Source organism: Pseudomonas cimarronensis (assembly GCF_049331905.1).
Classification (GTDB): Bacteria; Pseudomonadota; Gammaproteobacteria; order Pseudomonadales; family Pseudomonadaceae; genus Aquipseudomonas.
On sequence record NZ_CP186283.1, the window covers coordinates 708,660 to 724,623 of the forward strand.

The 15,964-nt window shown below is 63.7% G+C and carries 16 protein-coding genes; 6 read left to right on the forward strand and 10 right to left on the reverse strand.

Going from position 1 to position 15,964, the window contains the following annotated elements:
• Positions 1–12: 12 nt before the first annotated feature.
• The 4 genes from oadA (at position 13) to glsB (ending at position 4,358) form a co-directional block, all read left to right on the forward strand.
• Complete coding sequence (gene oadA, locus ACOCLD_RS03385) at positions 13–1,821, forward strand: sodium-extruding oxaloacetate decarboxylase subunit alpha (protein WP_257776489.1); 1,809 nt, start codon at positions 13–15, stop codon at positions 1,819–1,821.
• A gap of 305 nt (positions 1,822–2,126) precedes the next feature.
• On the forward strand, positions 2,127–3,068 hold the full coding sequence (locus tag ACOCLD_RS03390) for a sodium-dependent bicarbonate transport family permease (RefSeq protein WP_422910858.1): 942 nt from the start codon (positions 2,127–2,129) through the stop codon (positions 3,066–3,068).
• Positions 3,069–3,371: a DUF3240 family protein gene (locus ACOCLD_RS03395; RefSeq protein WP_160086172.1), complete on the forward strand. Its 303-nt coding sequence runs from the start codon at positions 3,069–3,071 to the stop codon at positions 3,369–3,371.
• Positions 3,372–3,449: 78 nt separating this feature from the next.
• Positions 3,450–4,358, forward strand: a complete 909-nt coding sequence (glsB, locus tag ACOCLD_RS03400; protein ID WP_422910859.1) for a glutaminase B — start codon at positions 3,450–3,452, stop codon at positions 4,356–4,358.
• A gap of 30 nt (positions 4,359–4,388) precedes the next feature.
• On the opposite strand, the gene ACOCLD_RS03405 is transcribed toward glsB, so the two are convergent.
• The 6 genes from ACOCLD_RS03405 to ACOCLD_RS03430 form a co-directional block, all read right to left on the reverse strand.
• Positions 4,389–4,721 (reverse strand): hypothetical protein, encoded by a 333-nt coding sequence (locus ACOCLD_RS03405; RefSeq protein ID WP_422910860.1) that lies wholly within the window; start codon positions 4,719–4,721, stop codon positions 4,389–4,391.
• Positions 4,722–4,851: 130 nt separating this feature from the next.
• Complete coding sequence (locus ACOCLD_RS03410; RefSeq protein ID WP_422910861.1) at positions 4,852–6,219, reverse strand: 8-oxoguanine deaminase; 1,368 nt, start codon at positions 6,217–6,219, stop codon at positions 4,852–4,854.
• A gap of 170 nt (positions 6,220–6,389) precedes the next feature.
• Complete coding sequence (locus tag ACOCLD_RS03415) at positions 6,390–6,845, reverse strand: GNAT family N-acetyltransferase (RefSeq protein WP_422910862.1); 456 nt, start codon at positions 6,843–6,845, stop codon at positions 6,390–6,392.
• An 88-nt stretch (positions 6,846–6,933) separates the two neighbouring features.
• Positions 6,934–7,329, reverse strand: a complete 396-nt coding sequence (locus ACOCLD_RS03420) for a hypothetical protein (RefSeq protein WP_257776497.1) — start codon at positions 7,327–7,329, stop codon at positions 6,934–6,936.
• A 101-nt stretch (positions 7,330–7,430) separates the two neighbouring features.
• A complete protein-coding gene (locus ACOCLD_RS03425; RefSeq protein ID WP_422910863.1) occupies positions 7,431–8,417 on the reverse strand; it encodes an asparaginase in 987 nt (328 codons plus the stop codon).
• 79 nt (positions 8,418–8,496) lie between these two features.
• Positions 8,497–9,939 carry an alanine/glycine:cation symporter family protein gene (locus ACOCLD_RS03430; RefSeq protein WP_422910864.1) on the reverse strand — a complete coding sequence of 481 codons (1,443 nt, stop codon included), beginning with the start codon at positions 9,937–9,939 and terminating at the stop codon, positions 8,497–8,499.
• Between the two features lie 152 nt (positions 9,940–10,091).
• Here ACOCLD_RS03430 and ACOCLD_RS03435 point away from each other — a divergent pair, with 152 nt between their 5' ends.
• Positions 10,092–10,910: a helix-turn-helix domain-containing protein gene (locus ACOCLD_RS03435; protein WP_257776500.1), complete on the forward strand. Its 819-nt coding sequence runs from the start codon at positions 10,092–10,094 to the stop codon at positions 10,908–10,910.
• A gap of 12 nt (positions 10,911–10,922) precedes the next feature.
• Here ACOCLD_RS03435 and ACOCLD_RS03440 read toward each other — a convergent pair whose 3' ends face one another.
• Genes ACOCLD_RS03440 through ACOCLD_RS03450 form a run of 3 tightly spaced genes read right to left on the reverse strand, consistent with a single transcriptional unit; the run spans position 10,923 to position 12,702 of the window.
• On the reverse strand, positions 10,923–11,597 hold the full coding sequence (locus ACOCLD_RS03440; RefSeq protein WP_422910865.1) for a GNAT family N-acetyltransferase: 675 nt from the start codon (positions 11,595–11,597) through the stop codon (positions 10,923–10,925).
• A gap of 14 nt (positions 11,598–11,611) precedes the next feature.
• Positions 11,612–12,055, reverse strand: a complete 444-nt coding sequence (locus ACOCLD_RS03445; RefSeq protein ID WP_422910866.1) for a GNAT family N-acetyltransferase — start codon at positions 12,053–12,055, stop codon at positions 11,612–11,614.
• A gap of 14 nt (positions 12,056–12,069) precedes the next feature.
• Positions 12,070–12,702, reverse strand: a complete 633-nt coding sequence (locus tag ACOCLD_RS03450; protein ID WP_422910867.1) for an FMN-binding negative transcriptional regulator — start codon at positions 12,700–12,702, stop codon at positions 12,070–12,072.
• A gap of 103 nt (positions 12,703–12,805) precedes the next feature.
• Between ACOCLD_RS03450 and ACOCLD_RS03455 the strand changes: the two genes are divergently transcribed.
• Positions 12,806–14,281 carry a PLP-dependent aminotransferase family protein gene (locus ACOCLD_RS03455; protein WP_422910868.1) on the forward strand — a complete coding sequence of 492 codons (1,476 nt, stop codon included), beginning with the start codon at positions 12,806–12,808 and terminating at the stop codon, positions 14,279–14,281.
• Positions 14,282–14,361: 80 nt separating this feature from the next.
• Here ACOCLD_RS03455 and ACOCLD_RS03460 read toward each other — a convergent pair whose 3' ends face one another.
• Positions 14,362–15,786, reverse strand: a complete 1,425-nt coding sequence (locus tag ACOCLD_RS03460; protein WP_422910869.1) for an aspartate ammonia-lyase — start codon at positions 15,784–15,786, stop codon at positions 14,362–14,364.
• Positions 15,787–15,964: the final 178 nt, after the last annotated feature.

Consider the following 15,964-nt stretch of genomic DNA (forward strand, 5'->3'; position numbering starts at 1 on the left):
AGGAATCAGATCATGAGTAAAAAAATTACCGTCACCGATACCATCCTGCGCGATGCCCACCAGTCGATCATCGCCACGCGCATGCGCCTGGATGACATGTTGCCGATCTGCGCCAAGCTCGATCAGGTCGGCTATTGGTCGCTGGAAGTCTGGGGCGGCGCGACCTTCGATGCCTGCGTGCGCTTCCTCAAGGAAGACCCGTGGGAGCGCCTGCGCAAACTCAAGGCCGGCTTGCCCAACACCCGTCTGCAGATGCTGTTGCGCGGGCAGAACCTGCTCGGTTATCGCCACTACAGCGACGACGTGGTGCGCGCCTTTGTGGCCAAGGCGGCGGTCAATGGCATCGACGTGTTCCGCATCTTCGATGCGATGAACGATGTGCGTAACCTGCGCGTCTCCATCGAGGCGGTTAAGGCCGCCGGCAAGCATGCCCAGGGCACCATCGCCTACACCACCAGCCCGGTGCACACCGTCGAAGCGTTCGTGAAGCAGGCCAAGGCCATGCAAGCGATGGGCATCGACTCCATCGCGATCAAGGACATGGCCGGTTTGCTGACGCCCTACGCCACCGCCGATCTGGTGCGGGCGTTGAAAGCGGACGTCGACCTGCCGGTGTTTATCCACAGCCACGACACCGCCGGCATGGGTTCGATGTGCCAGCTCAAGGCGATTGAAGCCGGTGCTGACCATATCGATACGGCGATCTCCAGCTTCGCCTGGGGCACCAGCCATCCGGGCACCGAGTCGATGGTCGCGGCGCTCAAGGGCAGCCCCTACGACACCGGGCTGGACCTGGCGCTGATCCAGGAGATCGGCCTGTACTTCCATGCCGTGCGCAAGAAGTACCACCAGTTTGAAAGCGAATTCACCGCCGTGGACACCCGCGTGCAGGTCAACCAGGTGCCGGGCGGGATGATGTCCAACCTGGCCAACCAGCTCAAAGAGCAGGGCGCGCTGAGCCGCATCAATGAAGTGTTCGCGGAAATCCCACGTGTGCGCGAAGACCTTGGCTTCCCGCCGCTGGTCACCCCGACCTCGCAGATCGTTGGCACCCAGGCGGTGTTCAACGTGCTCGCCGGCGAGCGCTACAAGACCATCACCAACGAGGTGAAGCTGTACCTGCAGGGTCGTTATGGCCTGGCACCGGGCAAGGTCAACGAGCAGCTGCGCAAGCAGGCGATTGGTAGCGAAGACGTGATCGAAGTGCGCCCGGCCGATCTGCTCAAGCCGGAAATGGCCAAGCTGCGTGAAGAGATTGGTGCCCTGGCTTCCTGCGAAGAAGATGTGCTGACCTACGCCATGTTCCCGGATATCGGGCGCAAGTTCCTTGAAGAGCGTGCCGCCGGCACCCTGACTCCGGAAGTCCTGCTGCCGGTTCCCGAGGCTGGTGGCGTGGCCCCGGCCGGTGGCGAAGGCGTGCCGACCGAGTTCGTGGTGGATGTGCACGGCGAAAGCTACCGCGTCGACATCACTGGCGTTGGTGTGAAGAGCGATGGCAAGCGCCACTTCTACCTGTCCATCGACGGTATGCCGGAAGAGGTGGTGTTCGAGCCGCTGAATGATTTCGTCGCGGGTGCCAGCGGCAAGCGCAAGCAAGCCAGCGCGCCGGGTGATGTCAGCACCAGCATGCCGGGCAATATCGTCGATGTGTTGGTCAAGGTCGGTGATGTGGTCAAGGCCGGCCAGGCGGTGCTGATCAGCGAAGCGATGAAGATGGAAACCGAAGTGCAGGCGCCGATTGCCGGTACCGTGAAAGCGGTGCATGTGGCCAAGGGCGACCGGGTCAACCCGGGTGACGTACTGGTGGAAATCGAAGGTTAACCTCGGAAGCCCCGGCTGTTTGAACAGGCATTTGAATGGCTTTTTTGGGGCTTCTTTTTACACCGCCAGCGTGGCTCATTTGCTGCGCCGGCAAGGGTTTTTAGGCCCAGTGCCTGAGTCCCCGGAGCCGTAAGGCTCCTTCTTTTCGGTTATGCCCCGCTGCGCAGGGGCCTGCTGTTCTCAGCAGGAGACTGGGCAAAACTGCGGGTATCAGCACAACGCGTGGTGGGGGCATGACCTTTTATTCGAGCAGGTGGTGACGCGGCAGGCGTCTTAATGGCAGTTCAATACGGGAGCAATGCGCGGTGAGCCTGGATCCGGTGGTGCTGTTCTTTGTCTTCGGCCTGTTGGCCGGTCTGCTGAAAAGCGAACTGAAACTGCCGCCAGCGTTGTATGAAACGCTGTCGATCATTCTGCTGCTGGCCATTGGTTTACACGGTGGCGTGGAGTTGGCCGAACAAGCCAGCTGGCAGTTGCTCGGTCAGGCGGCCTGGGTGTTGGGCCTGGGGGTGGCGTTGCCGCTGCTGGCTTTTGCCGTGCTGCGCGGCCTGGGTTTCGACCGGGTCAACGCGGCGGCAGTGGCCGCGCACTATGGTTCGGTCAGCGCCGGGACCTTCGCCGTGGTGGTGGCCTATATGCTGGCCAAGGGCATCGAGTTCGAAAGCTATATGCCGCTGTTTGTCGCCATCCTGGAAATCCCGGCGATTCTGGTTGGCATCCTGCTGGCCAAGGGCATTGCCCGCGACACCGACTGGGGTGAGCTGGGCCGGGAAATCTTTCTCGGCAAGAGCATCATGCTGCTGCTTGGCGGCCTGATCATCGGTGCGATTGCCGGCAAGGAGGCGATCAAGCCGCTGGAGCCGTTCTACACCAGCATGTTCAAACCGGTGCTGGCGCTGTTCCTGCTGGAGATGGGCCTGATCGCCTCTGGTCAGCTCGGCGCGCTCAGGCAGTTCGGTCTGCGCCTGCTAGGTTTTGCCTTGCTGATGCCGTTGTGCGGTGCGCTGATCGGTGCACTGCTCGGCCGCTTTATGGGCCTGAGCCTCGGCGGTACAGCGGTGCTGGCCACACTGGCGGCGTCGGCGTCCTATATCGCGGTGCCGGCAGCCTTGCGCCTGGCCTTGCCCGAGGCCAACCCGTCGCTGTCGCTGACGGCGTCGCTGGGCATCACCTTTCCCTTCAATATCATCGTCGGCATCCCGTTGTACCTGATGCTGGCCGAACAGCTGATCGCCTGGGGGCTCTAGATGGACGCGCATATCCGCACCCTGCTTACCGTGATTTGCGAAGCGGCGCTGGAGAAAAAACTGGTGGCTGACCTGGAACAACTCGGCGCGCCGGGCTGGACCATCTCCGACGCCCGTGGTCGTGGTGGCCGTGGCGTGCGCAGCGCCGGCTGGGACACCGAAGGCAATATCCGTGTGGAGATCATCTGCACCCGTGATATCGCCGAGCGCATCGCCGGCCACCTGCAGGCGCGCTACTACGCCAACTACGCCATGGTCTGCTACCTGGCCCAGGTTGAAGTGCTGCGCGCGGAAAAGTTCTAGGCGTGTGATCAGCGCCGCGAGGCAAGCGTCTATCTGCCATCGTCCGAGGCGCGCTCGGACCTTGTGGCGAGCCTGAGCATGCAAGCGCTGTTGAATGAAATTCTGGATCAAGTCCGCCCGTTGATCGGCCAGGGCAAGGTGGCCGATTACATCCCGGCGCTGGCCGGTGTGCCGGCCAATCAGCTGGGCATTGCGGTGTACAGCAACGACGGCGAGCTGTACTGCGCCGGCGATGCACACACGCCGTTCTCGGTGCAGAGTATTTCCAAGGTGTTCAGCCTGGTGCAGGCCATCGAGCATTCCGGCGAGGCGATTTGGCAGCGTCTCGGTCATGAGCCGTCCGGGCAGCCGTTCAATTCGCTGGTGCAGTTGGAGTTCGAGCGGGGCAAGCCGCGTAATCCCTTTATCAATGCCGGCGCTCTGGTGATCTGCGACATCAACCAGTCGCGTTTTGCCGCGCCAGTGCTGTCGATGCGCGACTTTGTGCGGCGTTTGGCCGGCAATCCCGAGGTGGTGGTGGACCGGCACGTGGCTGAGTCGGAATACCAGCACCGCGCGCGCAATGCGGCGGCGGCTTATCTGATGCAGTCCTTCGGCAATTTTCACAATGATGTCGAGGCGGTGCTGCGCAGCTATTTCAGCTACTGCGCGCTGCGTATGAGCTGCGTCGACCTGGCGCGGGCCTTCTGCTTTCTGGCCAACGATGGCTTCTGCAAGCACAGCGGCCAGCAGATCCTCAGTGCGCGGCAGAGCAAGCAGGTCAACGCGATCATGGCCACCAGTGGGCTGTACGACGAAGCCGGTAACTTTGCCTATCGTGTCGGCCTGCCGGGCAAGAGCGGCGTCGGCGGCGGCATCGTCGCCGTGGTGCCGGGGCGTTTCAGCGTGTGCGTGTGGTCGCCGGAGCTGAACGCTGCTGGCAACTCCCTGGCCGGGATCAAGGCCCTGGAGCTGCTCAGTGAGCGGATTGGCTGGTCGGTGTTCTGACGGCGCTGCACCTATCGCGGCTATGACGGATCAATCGGCCATTGGCTCGGCTGGTTCGTCGGGTGCCTCTTCTTCGGTCTTTTCACAGATGCCATGGGCGCCTTGTTTGCCGGTGTAGGACACCGTTGGCGTGCCTGCGGCATTCAGGCTGATGGACAGGGTTATTCCCTCGCCCTTGGCCTCGAAGAACTGCTCGCTGAGCTTGTGCAGGACGATCTTTTTGTCGTTGAGATACACCGGGCCGCCGGCCTCGGCGCGTACGCTGAGATTGGTTGGGCAGGTGACCTCGAAGGCCGGCAGGTTGGCAGCATGGCTCATGCCGCTGACGGTTAACAGGGCGAAAAGGCTGGGCAGTCTGTTCATGCTGTGGCTCCAGGCAGGGCGGAGGATCAGACCGTCGCCGTTGGCGGCGGCCTGAACACTCAACTAAGCAGCCGTCTGTGGCCCTGTCCAGCCGTTGCGGGGTTGGCCCGATCAGCTGCCGGGCCCGCTATCACCCGGCAATCAGCTCTTTGGCCGCCTGGCGGTGATCGGCGATCAGCTTGGCTACATCCAGGCCTTCGATCTGTCCGTCGATGACCCGCCACTGGCCGCCGATCATCATCCGGTCGGCCTTGTCGGCGCCGCACAGCAGCAGTGCGGAAATCGGGTCGTGGCTGCCGGAGAAGCGCAGCTCGTCCAGTTTGAAGAACGCCAGGTCGGCCTGCTTGCCCACCGCCAGTTCGCCGATATCTGTGCGCCCCAGCAGCTTGGCCGAGCCCTTGCTGGCCCAGCCGAGGGCCAGTTCCGGGGTGATCTTCTCGGCACCGTAGCGCAGGCGTTGGATATACAGGGCCTGGCGCGCCTCGAGGATCATGTTCGAGCCGTCGTTGGAGGCCGAGCCGTCTACACCGATGCCGATTGGCGCGCCCGCGGCTTCCAGGTCGAGGGTCGGGCAGATGCCCGAGGCCAGGCGCATGTTCGAGCTTGGGCAATGGCAGATGCCGGTGCCGGCTGCACCCAGGCGGGCGATTTCATCCGGGTTGAAGTGGATGCCGTGGGCCAGCCAGGTGCGTGGACCGAGCCAGCCGACGCTGTCCAGATAATCCACGGTACGCAGGCCGAAGCGTTGCAGGCAGAAATCTTCTTCGTCGAGGGTTTCCGCCAGGTGGGTGTGCAGGCGCACGTCCAGCTCTTCAGCCAGCTCGGCGCTCTGGCGCATGATTTCCTGGGTCACCGAGAACGGTGAGCAGGGCGCGAGGGCGATCTGGATCTGCGCGCCGTCGCCGCGCTGGTGGTAGTCGTGGATCAGCCGTTGGCTGTCGGCCAGGATCACTTCACCCTCCTGCACCGTCTGCTGCGGCGGCAGGCCGCCATCGGCTTCGCCCAGGCTCATCGAACCACGGGTGAGCATGGCGCGCATGCCCAGTTCGCGCACGGCTTCGACCTGCACGTCGATGGCGTTTTCCAGACCGCCGGGGAACAGGTAATGGTGATCCGCCGCCGTGCTGCAGCCGGACAGCAGCAGTTCGGCGAGGGCCACTTTACTGGCCAGGGCGAGTTTCTCGGGGGTCAGGCGGGCCCACACCGGGTAGAGAGTTTTCAGCCAGGGGAACAACGGCTGGTTGACCACCGGGCCCCAGGCGCGGGTGAGGGTCTGATAGAAGTGGTGGTGGGTGTTGATCAGGCCCGGCAGCACCACATGCTCGCGGGCATCGAAGGTGCGGTTGCACGGCTGCGACGGTTGTTGGCCGGCCTTGAGCAGCTCGACGATCACACCGTCTTCAATCACCAGGCCGCCGGCGGCGTCGAGGCTATTGGAGGGATGGGCGGCGGTGAAGATTGCGAGGGGGTTCTTGATCCAGATACGTGTAGCAGCCATTGAGTTGGCTCCTCTGAAGGTGGGTTCAGGTTAGCCAGCTCAGTGTTTACCCTGTCTGCTGATCCAGGTGCGCGGCCGGCGCAGATGGCCGGGCGTGGCGCAGAAGATAGCGCCGTAATCTGCCTGCGGCAAGAGCGCAGGGCGGAATTTCTGACCATAAGGTCAGTGCGTCAGAACACCTTGCGGTATTGGATAAAGCCCGAGCGCTCGGCGATGCGCTCATACAGCAGCATGGCCTTGCTGTTGCTCTCGTGGGTCAGCCAGTAGGTGCGCGAACAGCCCTGGGCCTTGGCTTCGCGGTAGACGTACTCGATCAGCTGACGGCCGGCACCGCTGCTGCGGATGTCCTTGGCGATAAACAGATCCTGCAGGTAGCAGTAGTCGCCGCTGGTCCAGGTCGAGCGGTGGTAGATCCAGTGCACCAGGCCAATCGCCTGGCCGTCATGCCAGGCCAGCGCGGCGTGCATCGGCTCGGCCGGATCGAGAAAGCGCTGCCAGGTGATGTCGCTGGTCGTGGCGGCTATCTCGGTCATGTAGAAGCGTTGATAGCCCTGCCACAGGGGTAGCCAGGCAGCATGGTCGGCGTCGGTGACGGGACGGATTTCGACGGGAATGCGGATCGGCATGGCGTGGATGTCCTCTCTGGCAGGCGAGTACAGTCAATCATTGCAAACAGGGTAGATGTTCTGACCCCGTTTGCAGCAATTGATGCCATTAGCGTGTGGCGCGGTAATCCTGGATCAGCATCCCCAGGTCTTCACGCGAGCATTCGGCCGGCAGATGGCTGCTCAGGTCGTAGCAGCGCTGACCGAAGCCCATGGGCCAGTAAATGATGCTGTAGGGCGGCCAGAAGATCGATACCACGCGAAAGCGCGTGCGCAGTTTGCCTTCGCTCAGGGTTTCGCCGGTGGCACTGGTCAGGCGGTACGGCACGCCAGCGGTGCGGTTCCAGAAGAACGGGCGGGTTTTCACCAGGCCTTGCGGATGCTGTTCGGTGCGCTGGTTGACGCTGATGGTGCTGTGCTCGGGCAGCTTGAAGTAGGCCTTGGTGGAGCATCCGCTGATGGCCAGGGCGAGCAGCAGGAAAGTGGCGAGGCGAAGCAATGGCATGCAATACGTCCTTGTAGGTCGGGATAACTGAAGAGGCTGCCGGACTGTGCCATCCGGCAGGGGGCGCGACTATAACGGTTTGCCGGGCCCGCTTCAGTGATTTATTGCGCGCGCTCGCCGCATAGATCCAGGGCAAACCAGTGTTCCACCTCGGCCTGGTTCAGGCCCGCGCCAAGCAGGGCGAACAGTTTGCCCAGGGCCGCTTCGCGGGTCATGCCGCCGGCGGAAATCAGCCCGGCGCTGGCCAGTTGGCTGCCAGCGGCATACACGCCGAATTCGACATGGCCGTGCGGGCACTGGCTGATAGCGGCCATTACCACGCCGCGCTCATGGGCGGCCTTGAGTACGTCGAGCAGTTCGCCGTCGTCGGCCGGCCCGGTACCGCTGCCGTAGCACTCCAGCAGCAGACCTTGCACGCCGCTGTCGAGCAGGGCGCGCAGGTGGCTGGCCTGGATGCCGGGGTAGAACGGCAGCACGGCCAGATTCACCGGTTGCCGCATTTGGCGGTAGTCGATGCTCGCCGGAATGCTCTCGGCGCGGGCACTTTGGCGCTGACGAGGGAGCACGTGGAAAGCGTCGAAGGCATCACTGCGCAGCTTGCTGACCCGCGCGCCATGCAGCAGCTCGCCGTTGAAATACAGATGCACGCCAGGCGGTATGCCTGCCTGCAGCGCATGCATGGCACCGAACAGGTTGCCCCAGGCATCGCTGCCCTCGGCGCCTGCCGGCAGCATCGAGCCGCTGAGCACCACCGGTACGCCAAGCCCGAGCAGCAGAAAGCTCAGGGCGGCGGCGCTGTAGGCCAGGGTGTCGGTGCCGTGCAGCAGTAGCACGCCATCGCAACCGTCCTGCTCGATACCGCTGCGAATCGCTGCGACCATCGCCAGCCAGTTGCTCTGGCTCATATTGGCGCTGTCGATCGGCGGCAGCAGCTCGCGGAAGGTCCACTCGGGTAGCTGACGCGTTTCCAGCGCCTGCTGGGCACGCAGGCGTGCCTCGAAGCCGGATGCGGGGGCCAGGCCGGCCGCGCTCATCTGCATGCCGATGGTGCCACCGGTGTAGAGCACCAGAAGATTACTACAACCCATCAGGGGTCTCCGTACTTTCATTGTTCTTATAAGAAAACAGGGGGCCAAGCCCCCTGTTTGTCATAGCAGTTGTCGCGACTTAGCGCTGGTGCACGCTGTTGCTGACTTCCGCATGGCTGGCCGGGGCGTTTTGCGCCGCATTTGGCCAGGCTGCTGGGTCGAGGTCCAGGTCGGCGAAGTTCTTCGCGTCGAACACCGGCGACTCTACACCGGCCTTGATCTGGCTGTCGTAGTCGCGCATCAGGCGCAGACCGACCTTGAACAGCAGGACCAGGGCAATCAGGTTGCAGATGGCCAGCAGGCCCATGGTCACGTCGGCGAAGGCGAACACCGTGCCCAGATCCTGTACCGAGCCCCAGAGTACCAGTGCCACCACCAGTACGCGGTAGACCAGTACCGGTGCACGTTTCTTGCTGAAGAAGCCCAGGGCGTTTTCGCCGAGGTAGTAGTTGTAGATCAGGGTGGTGAACACGAACAGCAGCAGCGCGATGCTGACGAACACCCGGCCCCACTCACCGACAACGGCGGCCAGAGCAGTCTGGGTCAGCACGACGCCGGCCATTTCGCTGCCTGGCTGATACACACCCGAGAGCAGGATGATCAGTGCGGTGCTGGTGCACACCAGGATGGTGTCGATAAATACGCTGAGCGACTGCACGATACCCTGCGCCGCCGGGTGCTTGACCTGGGCGACTGCAGCAACGTTCGGCGCACTGCCGAGACCGGCTTCGTTGGAGAACAGGCCGCGTTTTACACCCATCATGATGGCCGCGCCGATGCCGCCGGCAAACGCAGGCTCCAGACCGAACGCGCTCTTCACGATCAAGGCGAACACCGCCGGGACATCGCCCAGGTTCATGCCGATCACTACCAGTGCCATGGCGATGTAGGAGAAGGCCATCACCGGTACCAGTACGTCCGCGAACTTGGCGATACGCTTGATGCCGCCGAAGATGATCAGGCCGATCACCACGGTGAGGATCAGACCGCTGGCGATGGTGGGCAGGCCAAAGGTGTCATGCAGCGAACTGGCTACGGTGAAGGACTGCACGGCGTTGAAGCCGAAGCCGAAGGTCACCAGCAACAGGATCGACACCACGATGCCCAACCAGCGCTGGCCGAGGCCGTGCTGGATGTAGAAAGCCGGGCCGCCACGGTAGGTGCCGTCGTCTTCACGGCGCTTGTACAGCTGCGCCAGAGAGCACTCGAAGTAGCTGGTGGCCATGCCGACCAGGGCTACAACCCACATCCAGAAGATCGCGCCCGGGCCGCCGAGCATGATCGCCACCGACACACCGGCGATGTTGCCAGCGCCGACGCGGCCGGCGACCGACAGCATCAGCGCCTGAAACGAGCTGAGCTGGCCAGGCTGGCGCTGGAAGGCTTCGGCGAAGATGCGGAACATGCTGCTGAAGTAGCGGAACTGGACGAAACGCGAGGCGATGGTGAAGTACAGACCAAGGCCGATCAGCATCACGATCAGGAGCTTGCTCCAGATCAGGTCGTTGAGAATATCGAGCATGGCAGTGAGGTCTCTCTTGTTGTTCTGTTAAGGAAATATGGCTGGGGCCGAATGGTTGAGCAGACGCGGGCATCGTGCAATTTCGCGGGTGGCGGCGACCTGATGCGAGTTGATGCTAGAATCGCGCCGCTCGCATCACCAGGAAATCCGCCATGTCCGACTACCTAGGGCTCAATCTCAAGCTGTTGTGCAGCCATTACCGGTCTATCGCCGAGGTGTGCCGCAAGCTGGCAATCAACCGTGCCCAGTTCAATAAATACCTGAGCGGGCAGAGCCGGCCGACGGCCTACAACCTCAAGCGTATCTGCGATTTCTTCGGTGTCGAGGCGTATGAGCTGAGCCTGCCGGCCGAGCAGTTCGCCGACCTGATCGGCGCGCGCACGCCGGGTCAGGATGCCGGCACGCGCAGTGATGCACTGGTGGAGCTACTCAAGCCGCTGCGCGCGCATGCCGGCAACCTGTCGCGCTATTGCGGCTACTACTTCGAATATTCCAACTGCATGTCGGTGCCGGGCACCGTGCTGCTGTCGCTGGTGCATTTGTGGGAGGAGGACGGCGATTTCCTGTTCGAGCGCCAGGAGCGTCAGGAGCGTTCGGCCAGCACTGACGTGCAGGCCGAAGACTGGGTGCGTTGCCGTTACCTGGGCGCTGCATTCCAGCTGCAGGACCGGCTGTTTCTGATGGACTACGAATCGCTGACCCTTAACGAGATGAGCCAGACCATCCTCATCCCCAGCTACAAGAGCCGCATTACCCGGCTTAACGGGCTGAAAACCGGGGTTTCCAGCGGTGACCGGCGCAGCCCGGCCTGCACCCGCGTGGTCTGGGAATACCTGGGCGCGGAGATCAACCGCATCAGCGCCTACCGTCAGGTGCGCCTGTACCAGCCGGACGATCCGCGTATCGACGATGACGTGCGCCAACGTCTGGCTGACGTACCGCTAAAGAACGGCTTGTTCGAGATCGAATAAGCGGCAGTGCTGTTACCGCAGGTCCTCTAAGCGCTGTTTCTGCTGGCCGTCGGCACTGAAGTTGTCCGCTGCCAGCCAGCGCCCGTAGCCGGCGGCAAGTGCCGGCCACTCGCTGTCGATAATCGAGTACCAGGCGGTGTCGCGGTTGCGCTTTTTGATCACCATATGCTGACGGAACAGCCCCTCGTAGCTGAAGCCGAAGCGCTCGGCCGCGCGCTTGGAACGCGCGTTGTCGTTGTTGCACTTCCATTCCAGGCGGCGGTAGCCGTTGGCAAAGGCATGCTGGGCCAGCAGGTAGATCACCTCACTGGCCTGCACGCTGCGCTGCATCACGCGGCCGTAGCAGATATGGCCAATCTCGATGCTGCCGTGCTGCGCGGCGATATTCAGGTAGCTGAGCAGGCCTTGCGCGCGGCCGCTTTCTGGCTCGATCACAGTGAAGAACAGTGGGTCTGGGCTGGCGGCGTTGCCGTTTAGCCAGGCATCGAATGCCGCACGTTCGCCGAAGGGGCCGTAAGGCAGGTAGTCCCATAGCCGTGGGTCACTGTCCGGGCCTTGCAGGGCCTGCCACAGGTCGTCGCCATGGTGCGTCGGGTCGAGGGGTTCGAGGCGCACATACTGGCCATTCACGGCCTGGGGGGCCGGGGTGGGCACGGGCTGCCAGTCGCGTAGCGGTTGCTGGGGCATGCGGCGGCTCCTGTTCAGAACTGTTTGCGGTATTGGATAAAGCCCGAGCGCTCGGCGATGCGGTCGTAGAGCTGACGGCCTGGGTAGTTGGTCTCCTGCGTCAGCCAATGCACGCGGCTGCTGCCGGCCGCCTGGGCCTGGCTATAGACGTGCTCGATCAGCAGCCGGCCGATGCCGCCGCCTCGCTGATCGGCACCGACAAACAGATCCTGCAGGTAGCAGCTGTGTTCCACCGCCCAATTAGTGCGGTGGAAGATCCACTGCACCAACCCCACAGCCTGGCCGTCGCGCCAGGCGAGGGCGGCATGGGTGGGCTCGCTCGGGTCGAGAAAGCGCTGCCAGGTCATGGCGCTGACCTCGGCGGGCAACTCGCTCTGGTAGAAGTGCAGGTAGCCCTGCCACAGCGGCAACCAGGCGGCGTGATCGTCAGTGCTGACGGGGCGGATTTCGATAGACATGGTTCTTCCTTGGGTTAGTAGCTGTCGTTTATGTGTGCGGCCAGTTCGCGGTCGCGTGGGTCAACGCTGGCGTGCAAACCCTCGCGCACGCCGTCTTGATCGGCCTGGCTGCGGTTCTGCCCGAGTTTCCATTTGCCCTCAAGGCGTTCGATGGGCAGGGCGAAACCGACGATGGCGCGCAACATGCTGTCGATGTACTCGCGCGGTGCATCGCTGACGGCCCAGGGCTGCGGGCGCTTGGCTTCATGCTGATCGCTGAGGCGGCTGACCAGCTGCAGCAGGCGTTCGGCGTCATCGAACACTTCCGCGCGGCCATGGGCCTGCACGCTGATGTAGTTCCAGGTCGGCACCACCTTGCCGTGCTCGGCCTTGGCGGCGTACCAGGACGGGCTGATATAGGCCTCTGCGCCCTGGAAGATCACCAGCGCCGCGCTGCCTTGCGCCAGATCGCGCCACTGCGGGTTGGCCCGGGCAAAGTGGCCGTACAGCGTGCCGTAGGGGCCTTCATCCGTTTCCAGTAGCAATGGCAGGTGGCTGGCGAGCAAGCCGTTTGCGCCATGGCTGACCAAGGTCGGCAGGCGCGTGGCACGCATCTGCTGGTGCAGCGTGGCGAGGTCGTCCTGGCGAAAGGCGGCGGGCGTGTACATGGCTGTTTTTCCGAAACGGGGCCTGAGCGGATGGAGCTATGCTAGGCCGCCTATTGGCCTGTTGTAAGATCCACTTTCTGCGACTTCTATGGAGCCAATCGGCATGGTCATTTCGTCCGCTGCACCGCTGCCGGTCGATCTGTCCGGCATTCACCTCGACCCACAGCGCGGCCTGGCGCGTCAGCTGTATCAGGCGCTGCGCGAGCGCATCCTCGATGGTCGCCTGCAAAGCCGCACACGCCTGCCGGCCAGCCGTGATCTGGCGAACCTGCTGGGTATCTCGCGCAACACTGTGACGCGCGCCTTCGATCAGCTGTACGCCGAGGGCTATATCGAGGGGCGCATCGGTGCCGGCACTTATGTGGCCGAGTTGAGCGCGGTGAAGCGGCTGGTGCCCGCGCAACCACTCGTCAGCACGCAGAGCCCGGCGCTGGAGCTGTTGCAGAGCCATCATCTGAACCCGCCCTTGAGTGGCGCGCCACGGGCGTTTCGCGTTGGCGTGCCGGCCTTTGATCTATTTCCTTTCGAGACCTGGGCGCGCCTGTCCGCGCGCTTCTGGCGCAAGCCATCGCCGGCGCGTCTTGGCTATGGCGACCCGGCTGGCGATTGGCAGCTGCGCGAGCTGATTGCCGCCTATCTGCGCAACAGTCGCGGGCTGCACTGCGACCCGGCGCAGATCGTCGTCACCAATGGCGCGCAGCAGGCCATCAGCCTATGCGCGCAGTTGCTGGTCACGCCGGGCGCACGGGTGGCCGTGGAAAACCCCGGCTACCGTGCCGCCGGCCATGCCCTGGCGATAGCCGGGGCGCAGCTGTGCGGCGTGGCGGTGGATGGCGAAGGCTTGGATGTTCCGGCGTTGGTTCAGCTTGAAGACTGCCGGTTGGTCTATGTCACGCCCTCGCACCAGTACCCGACCGGCGTCACCCTGTCGCTGGCGCGGCGCCTGCAGCTGCTGGAGTGGGCCGAGCACCATAACGGCCTGATCATCGAGGACGACTACGACGGCGAATACCGCTACAGCGGCACGCCGCTGGCACCCCTGGCGGCGCTCGACCGCCAGGGCCGGGTGCTCTACGTCGGCACCTTCTGCAAGATCGCCTTTCCAGCCCTGCGGCTGGGTTACCTGGTATTGCCACCCGCGCTGGCCGAAGCCTTTGCCCAGCGTCGCGCGCTGGATATGCGTCATTCGGAAATCGGCACCCAGGCAGTGATGGCCGACTTTATCGCCGCCGGGCATTTTCAGCGGCATATCCGCCGCATGCGCACGGCGGCCCGCAGCCGGCGCGATGCGCTGTTGGCCGGTTGGCCTGAACATGTGCCGGGCTGTGCGCCGCTGCCGGCGGTGGAAGCCGGGTTGCACCTGTGTGTGCGAGTCGACAGCCTGGCCCGCGAGCGCGAGCTGATCAGCGCCGCCGCCCGGGTTGGCGTGGAGATCAGCGCGCTCAGCAGTTACTGGTTGCCAGGCAGCAGCACGCCTGAAGATCAGCGCGCCGGGCTGGTGCTGGGCTTTGCCGCGGTGCCCGAGGCGCAGATCAATGAGGCGTTGGCAGCGTTGCGTCAGGCCTGGAATGCGCATTAGCGCCAGGCAAAAAAAGGGATGGCCGTGGCCATCCCTTGAGGAGTGGAGGCGGGGGAGCCTCCTGTTACGCAGGGGTTCGCTTACTGGCTGAGGGGCACCAGGCGCGGGGCGATCATGTTTTCCGGGCGCAGGATGTCGGCCAGTTCGGCGTCGCCCAGCAGCTTCTCTTCACGCACCAGTTCCAGCACGCCGCGTCCGCTGTCCAGCGCGACCTTGGCGATGCGCGTGGCGTTCTCGTAGCCGATGTAAGGGTTCAGCGCGGTGATCAGGCCGATGGAGTTTTCCATCAGCTCGCGGCAGCGCGCTTCGTTGGCAGTGATGCCGTCGATGCACAGCTCGCGCAGCATATCCATGGCGCGGGTCAGCAGGCGGATCGAGTCGAAGATCTTGTAGGCGATCAGCGGCTCCATCACGTTCAGCTGCAGCTGGCCGCCTTCGGCCGCCATGGTCAGCGCCAGGTCGTTGCCGATCACTTCGAAGGCCACCTGGTTGACCGCCTCGGGGATCACCGGGTTGACCTTGCCGGGCATGATCGAGCTGCCCGGCTGGCGCGCCGGCAGATTGATTTCGTTGATCCCGGTGCGCGGGCCGCTGGAGAGCAGGCGCAGGTCGTTGCAGATCTTCGACAGCTTCACCGCCGTGCGTTTGAGCATGCCGGAGAACAGCACAAAGGCGCCCATGTCCGAGGTGGCTTCGATCAGGTCGGCGGCCGGGGTCAGCGGGTGGCCGCTGATGATCGCCAGGCGCTTGACCGCCAGCAGCTGGTATTGCGGGTCGGCGTTGATCCCGGTGCCAATCGCGGTGCCGCCCAGGTTGACTTCGGTGAGCAGGGTCGGGGCGAGCAGCTTGAGGTGCTGCAGGTCTTCGCCGAGGGTGGTGGCGAAGGCGCGGAATTCCTGACCGAGGGTCATGGGTACGGCGTCTTGCAGCTGGGTGCGGCCCATCTTCAAGACGTGGCCGAATTCCAGGTGCTTTTTCGACAGCGACTGGATCAGCTTGTCCAGCGCGGTCAGCAGGCTGTCGTGGCCGAGCAGCAGGCCGAGGCGGATGGCGGTGGGGTAGGCGTCGTTGGTCGACTGCGCCATGTTCACGTCGTTGTTCGGGTGCAGCTGCTTGTAGTCACCTTTCTCGAAACCCATGGCCTCCAAGGCAATATTCGCAATCACCTCGTTGGCGTTCATATTGGTCGAGGTGCCCGCGCCTCCCTGGATCATGTCGACCACGAACTGCTCGTGGAACTCGCCCTGAATGATGCGTGCGCAGGCAGTGCTGATCGCCGTGTGCTTGGCGGCGGACAGGTGGCCCAGCTCGCGGTTGGCGTCGGCAGCGGCCTGTTTGACCATGGCCAGGGCGACCACCAGTTTCGGGTAGTGCGACAGCGTCACGCCGGACAGGCGGAAGTTCTGCACAGCGCGCAGGGTCTGGATGCCGTAATAGGCATCAGCGGGGACTTCAAGGGTGCCGAGCAGGTCTTTTTCGAGGCGAGTGGATGCAGCAGCGGACATGATCAAGGTCATCTCAGGAAATACGGCATATGCCGCGATGTCCCGTAGATTAGGGGCTGCGGCCTGAAGCTGGCCAATGCTGTTAAACGCTGGGTCATGCATAATCGGCATAATGTGGGTGTGACGTCTCCAGTTGTTTGGACGTACAGCGTACCTGTGGGAGGGGCTTCAGCCGCGC

Excerpts from the sequence above, each read along its gene's own strand:
- oadA (WP_257776489.1), top strand. The coding sequence starts at position 13 with ATGAGTAAAAAAATTACCGTCACCGATACCATCCTGCGCGATGCCCAC.
- ACOCLD_RS03395 (WP_160086172.1), top strand. The coding sequence starts at position 3,069 with ATGGACGCGCATATCCGCACCCTGCTTACCGTGATTTGCGAAGCGGCG.
- glsB (WP_422910859.1), top strand. The coding sequence starts at position 3,450 with ATGCAAGCGCTGTTGAATGAAATTCTGGATCAAGTCCGCCCGTTGATC.
- ACOCLD_RS03405 (WP_422910860.1), bottom strand. The coding sequence starts at position 4,721 with ATGAACAGACTGCCCAGCCTTTTCGCCCTGTTAACCGTCAGCGGCATG.
- ACOCLD_RS03410 (WP_422910861.1), bottom strand. The coding sequence starts at position 6,219 with ATGGCTGCTACACGTATCTGGATCAAGAACCCCCTCGCAATCTTCACC.
- ACOCLD_RS03415 (WP_422910862.1), bottom strand. The coding sequence starts at position 6,845 with ATGCCGATCCGCATTCCCGTCGAAATCCGTCCCGTCACCGACGCCGAC.
- ACOCLD_RS03420 (WP_257776497.1), bottom strand. The coding sequence starts at position 7,329 with ATGCCATTGCTTCGCCTCGCCACTTTCCTGCTGCTCGCCCTGGCCATC.
- ACOCLD_RS03425 (WP_422910863.1), bottom strand. The coding sequence starts at position 8,417 with ATGGGTTGTAGTAATCTTCTGGTGCTCTACACCGGTGGCACCATCGGC.
- ACOCLD_RS03430 (WP_422910864.1), bottom strand. The coding sequence starts at position 9,939 with ATGCTCGATATTCTCAACGACCTGATCTGGAGCAAGCTCCTGATCGTG.
- ACOCLD_RS03435 (WP_257776500.1), top strand. The coding sequence starts at position 10,092 with ATGTCCGACTACCTAGGGCTCAATCTCAAGCTGTTGTGCAGCCATTAC.
- ACOCLD_RS03440 (WP_422910865.1), bottom strand. The coding sequence starts at position 11,597 with ATGCCCCAGCAACCGCTACGCGACTGGCAGCCCGTGCCCACCCCGGCC.
- ACOCLD_RS03445 (WP_422910866.1), bottom strand. The coding sequence starts at position 12,055 with ATGTCTATCGAAATCCGCCCCGTCAGCACTGACGATCACGCCGCCTGG.
- ACOCLD_RS03450 (WP_422910867.1), bottom strand. The coding sequence starts at position 12,702 with ATGTACACGCCCGCCGCCTTTCGCCAGGACGACCTCGCCACGCTGCAC.
- ACOCLD_RS03455 (WP_422910868.1), top strand. The coding sequence starts at position 12,806 with ATGGTCATTTCGTCCGCTGCACCGCTGCCGGTCGATCTGTCCGGCATT.
- ACOCLD_RS03460 (WP_422910869.1), bottom strand. The coding sequence starts at position 15,786 with ATGTCCGCTGCTGCATCCACTCGCCTCGAAAAAGACCTGCTCGGCACC.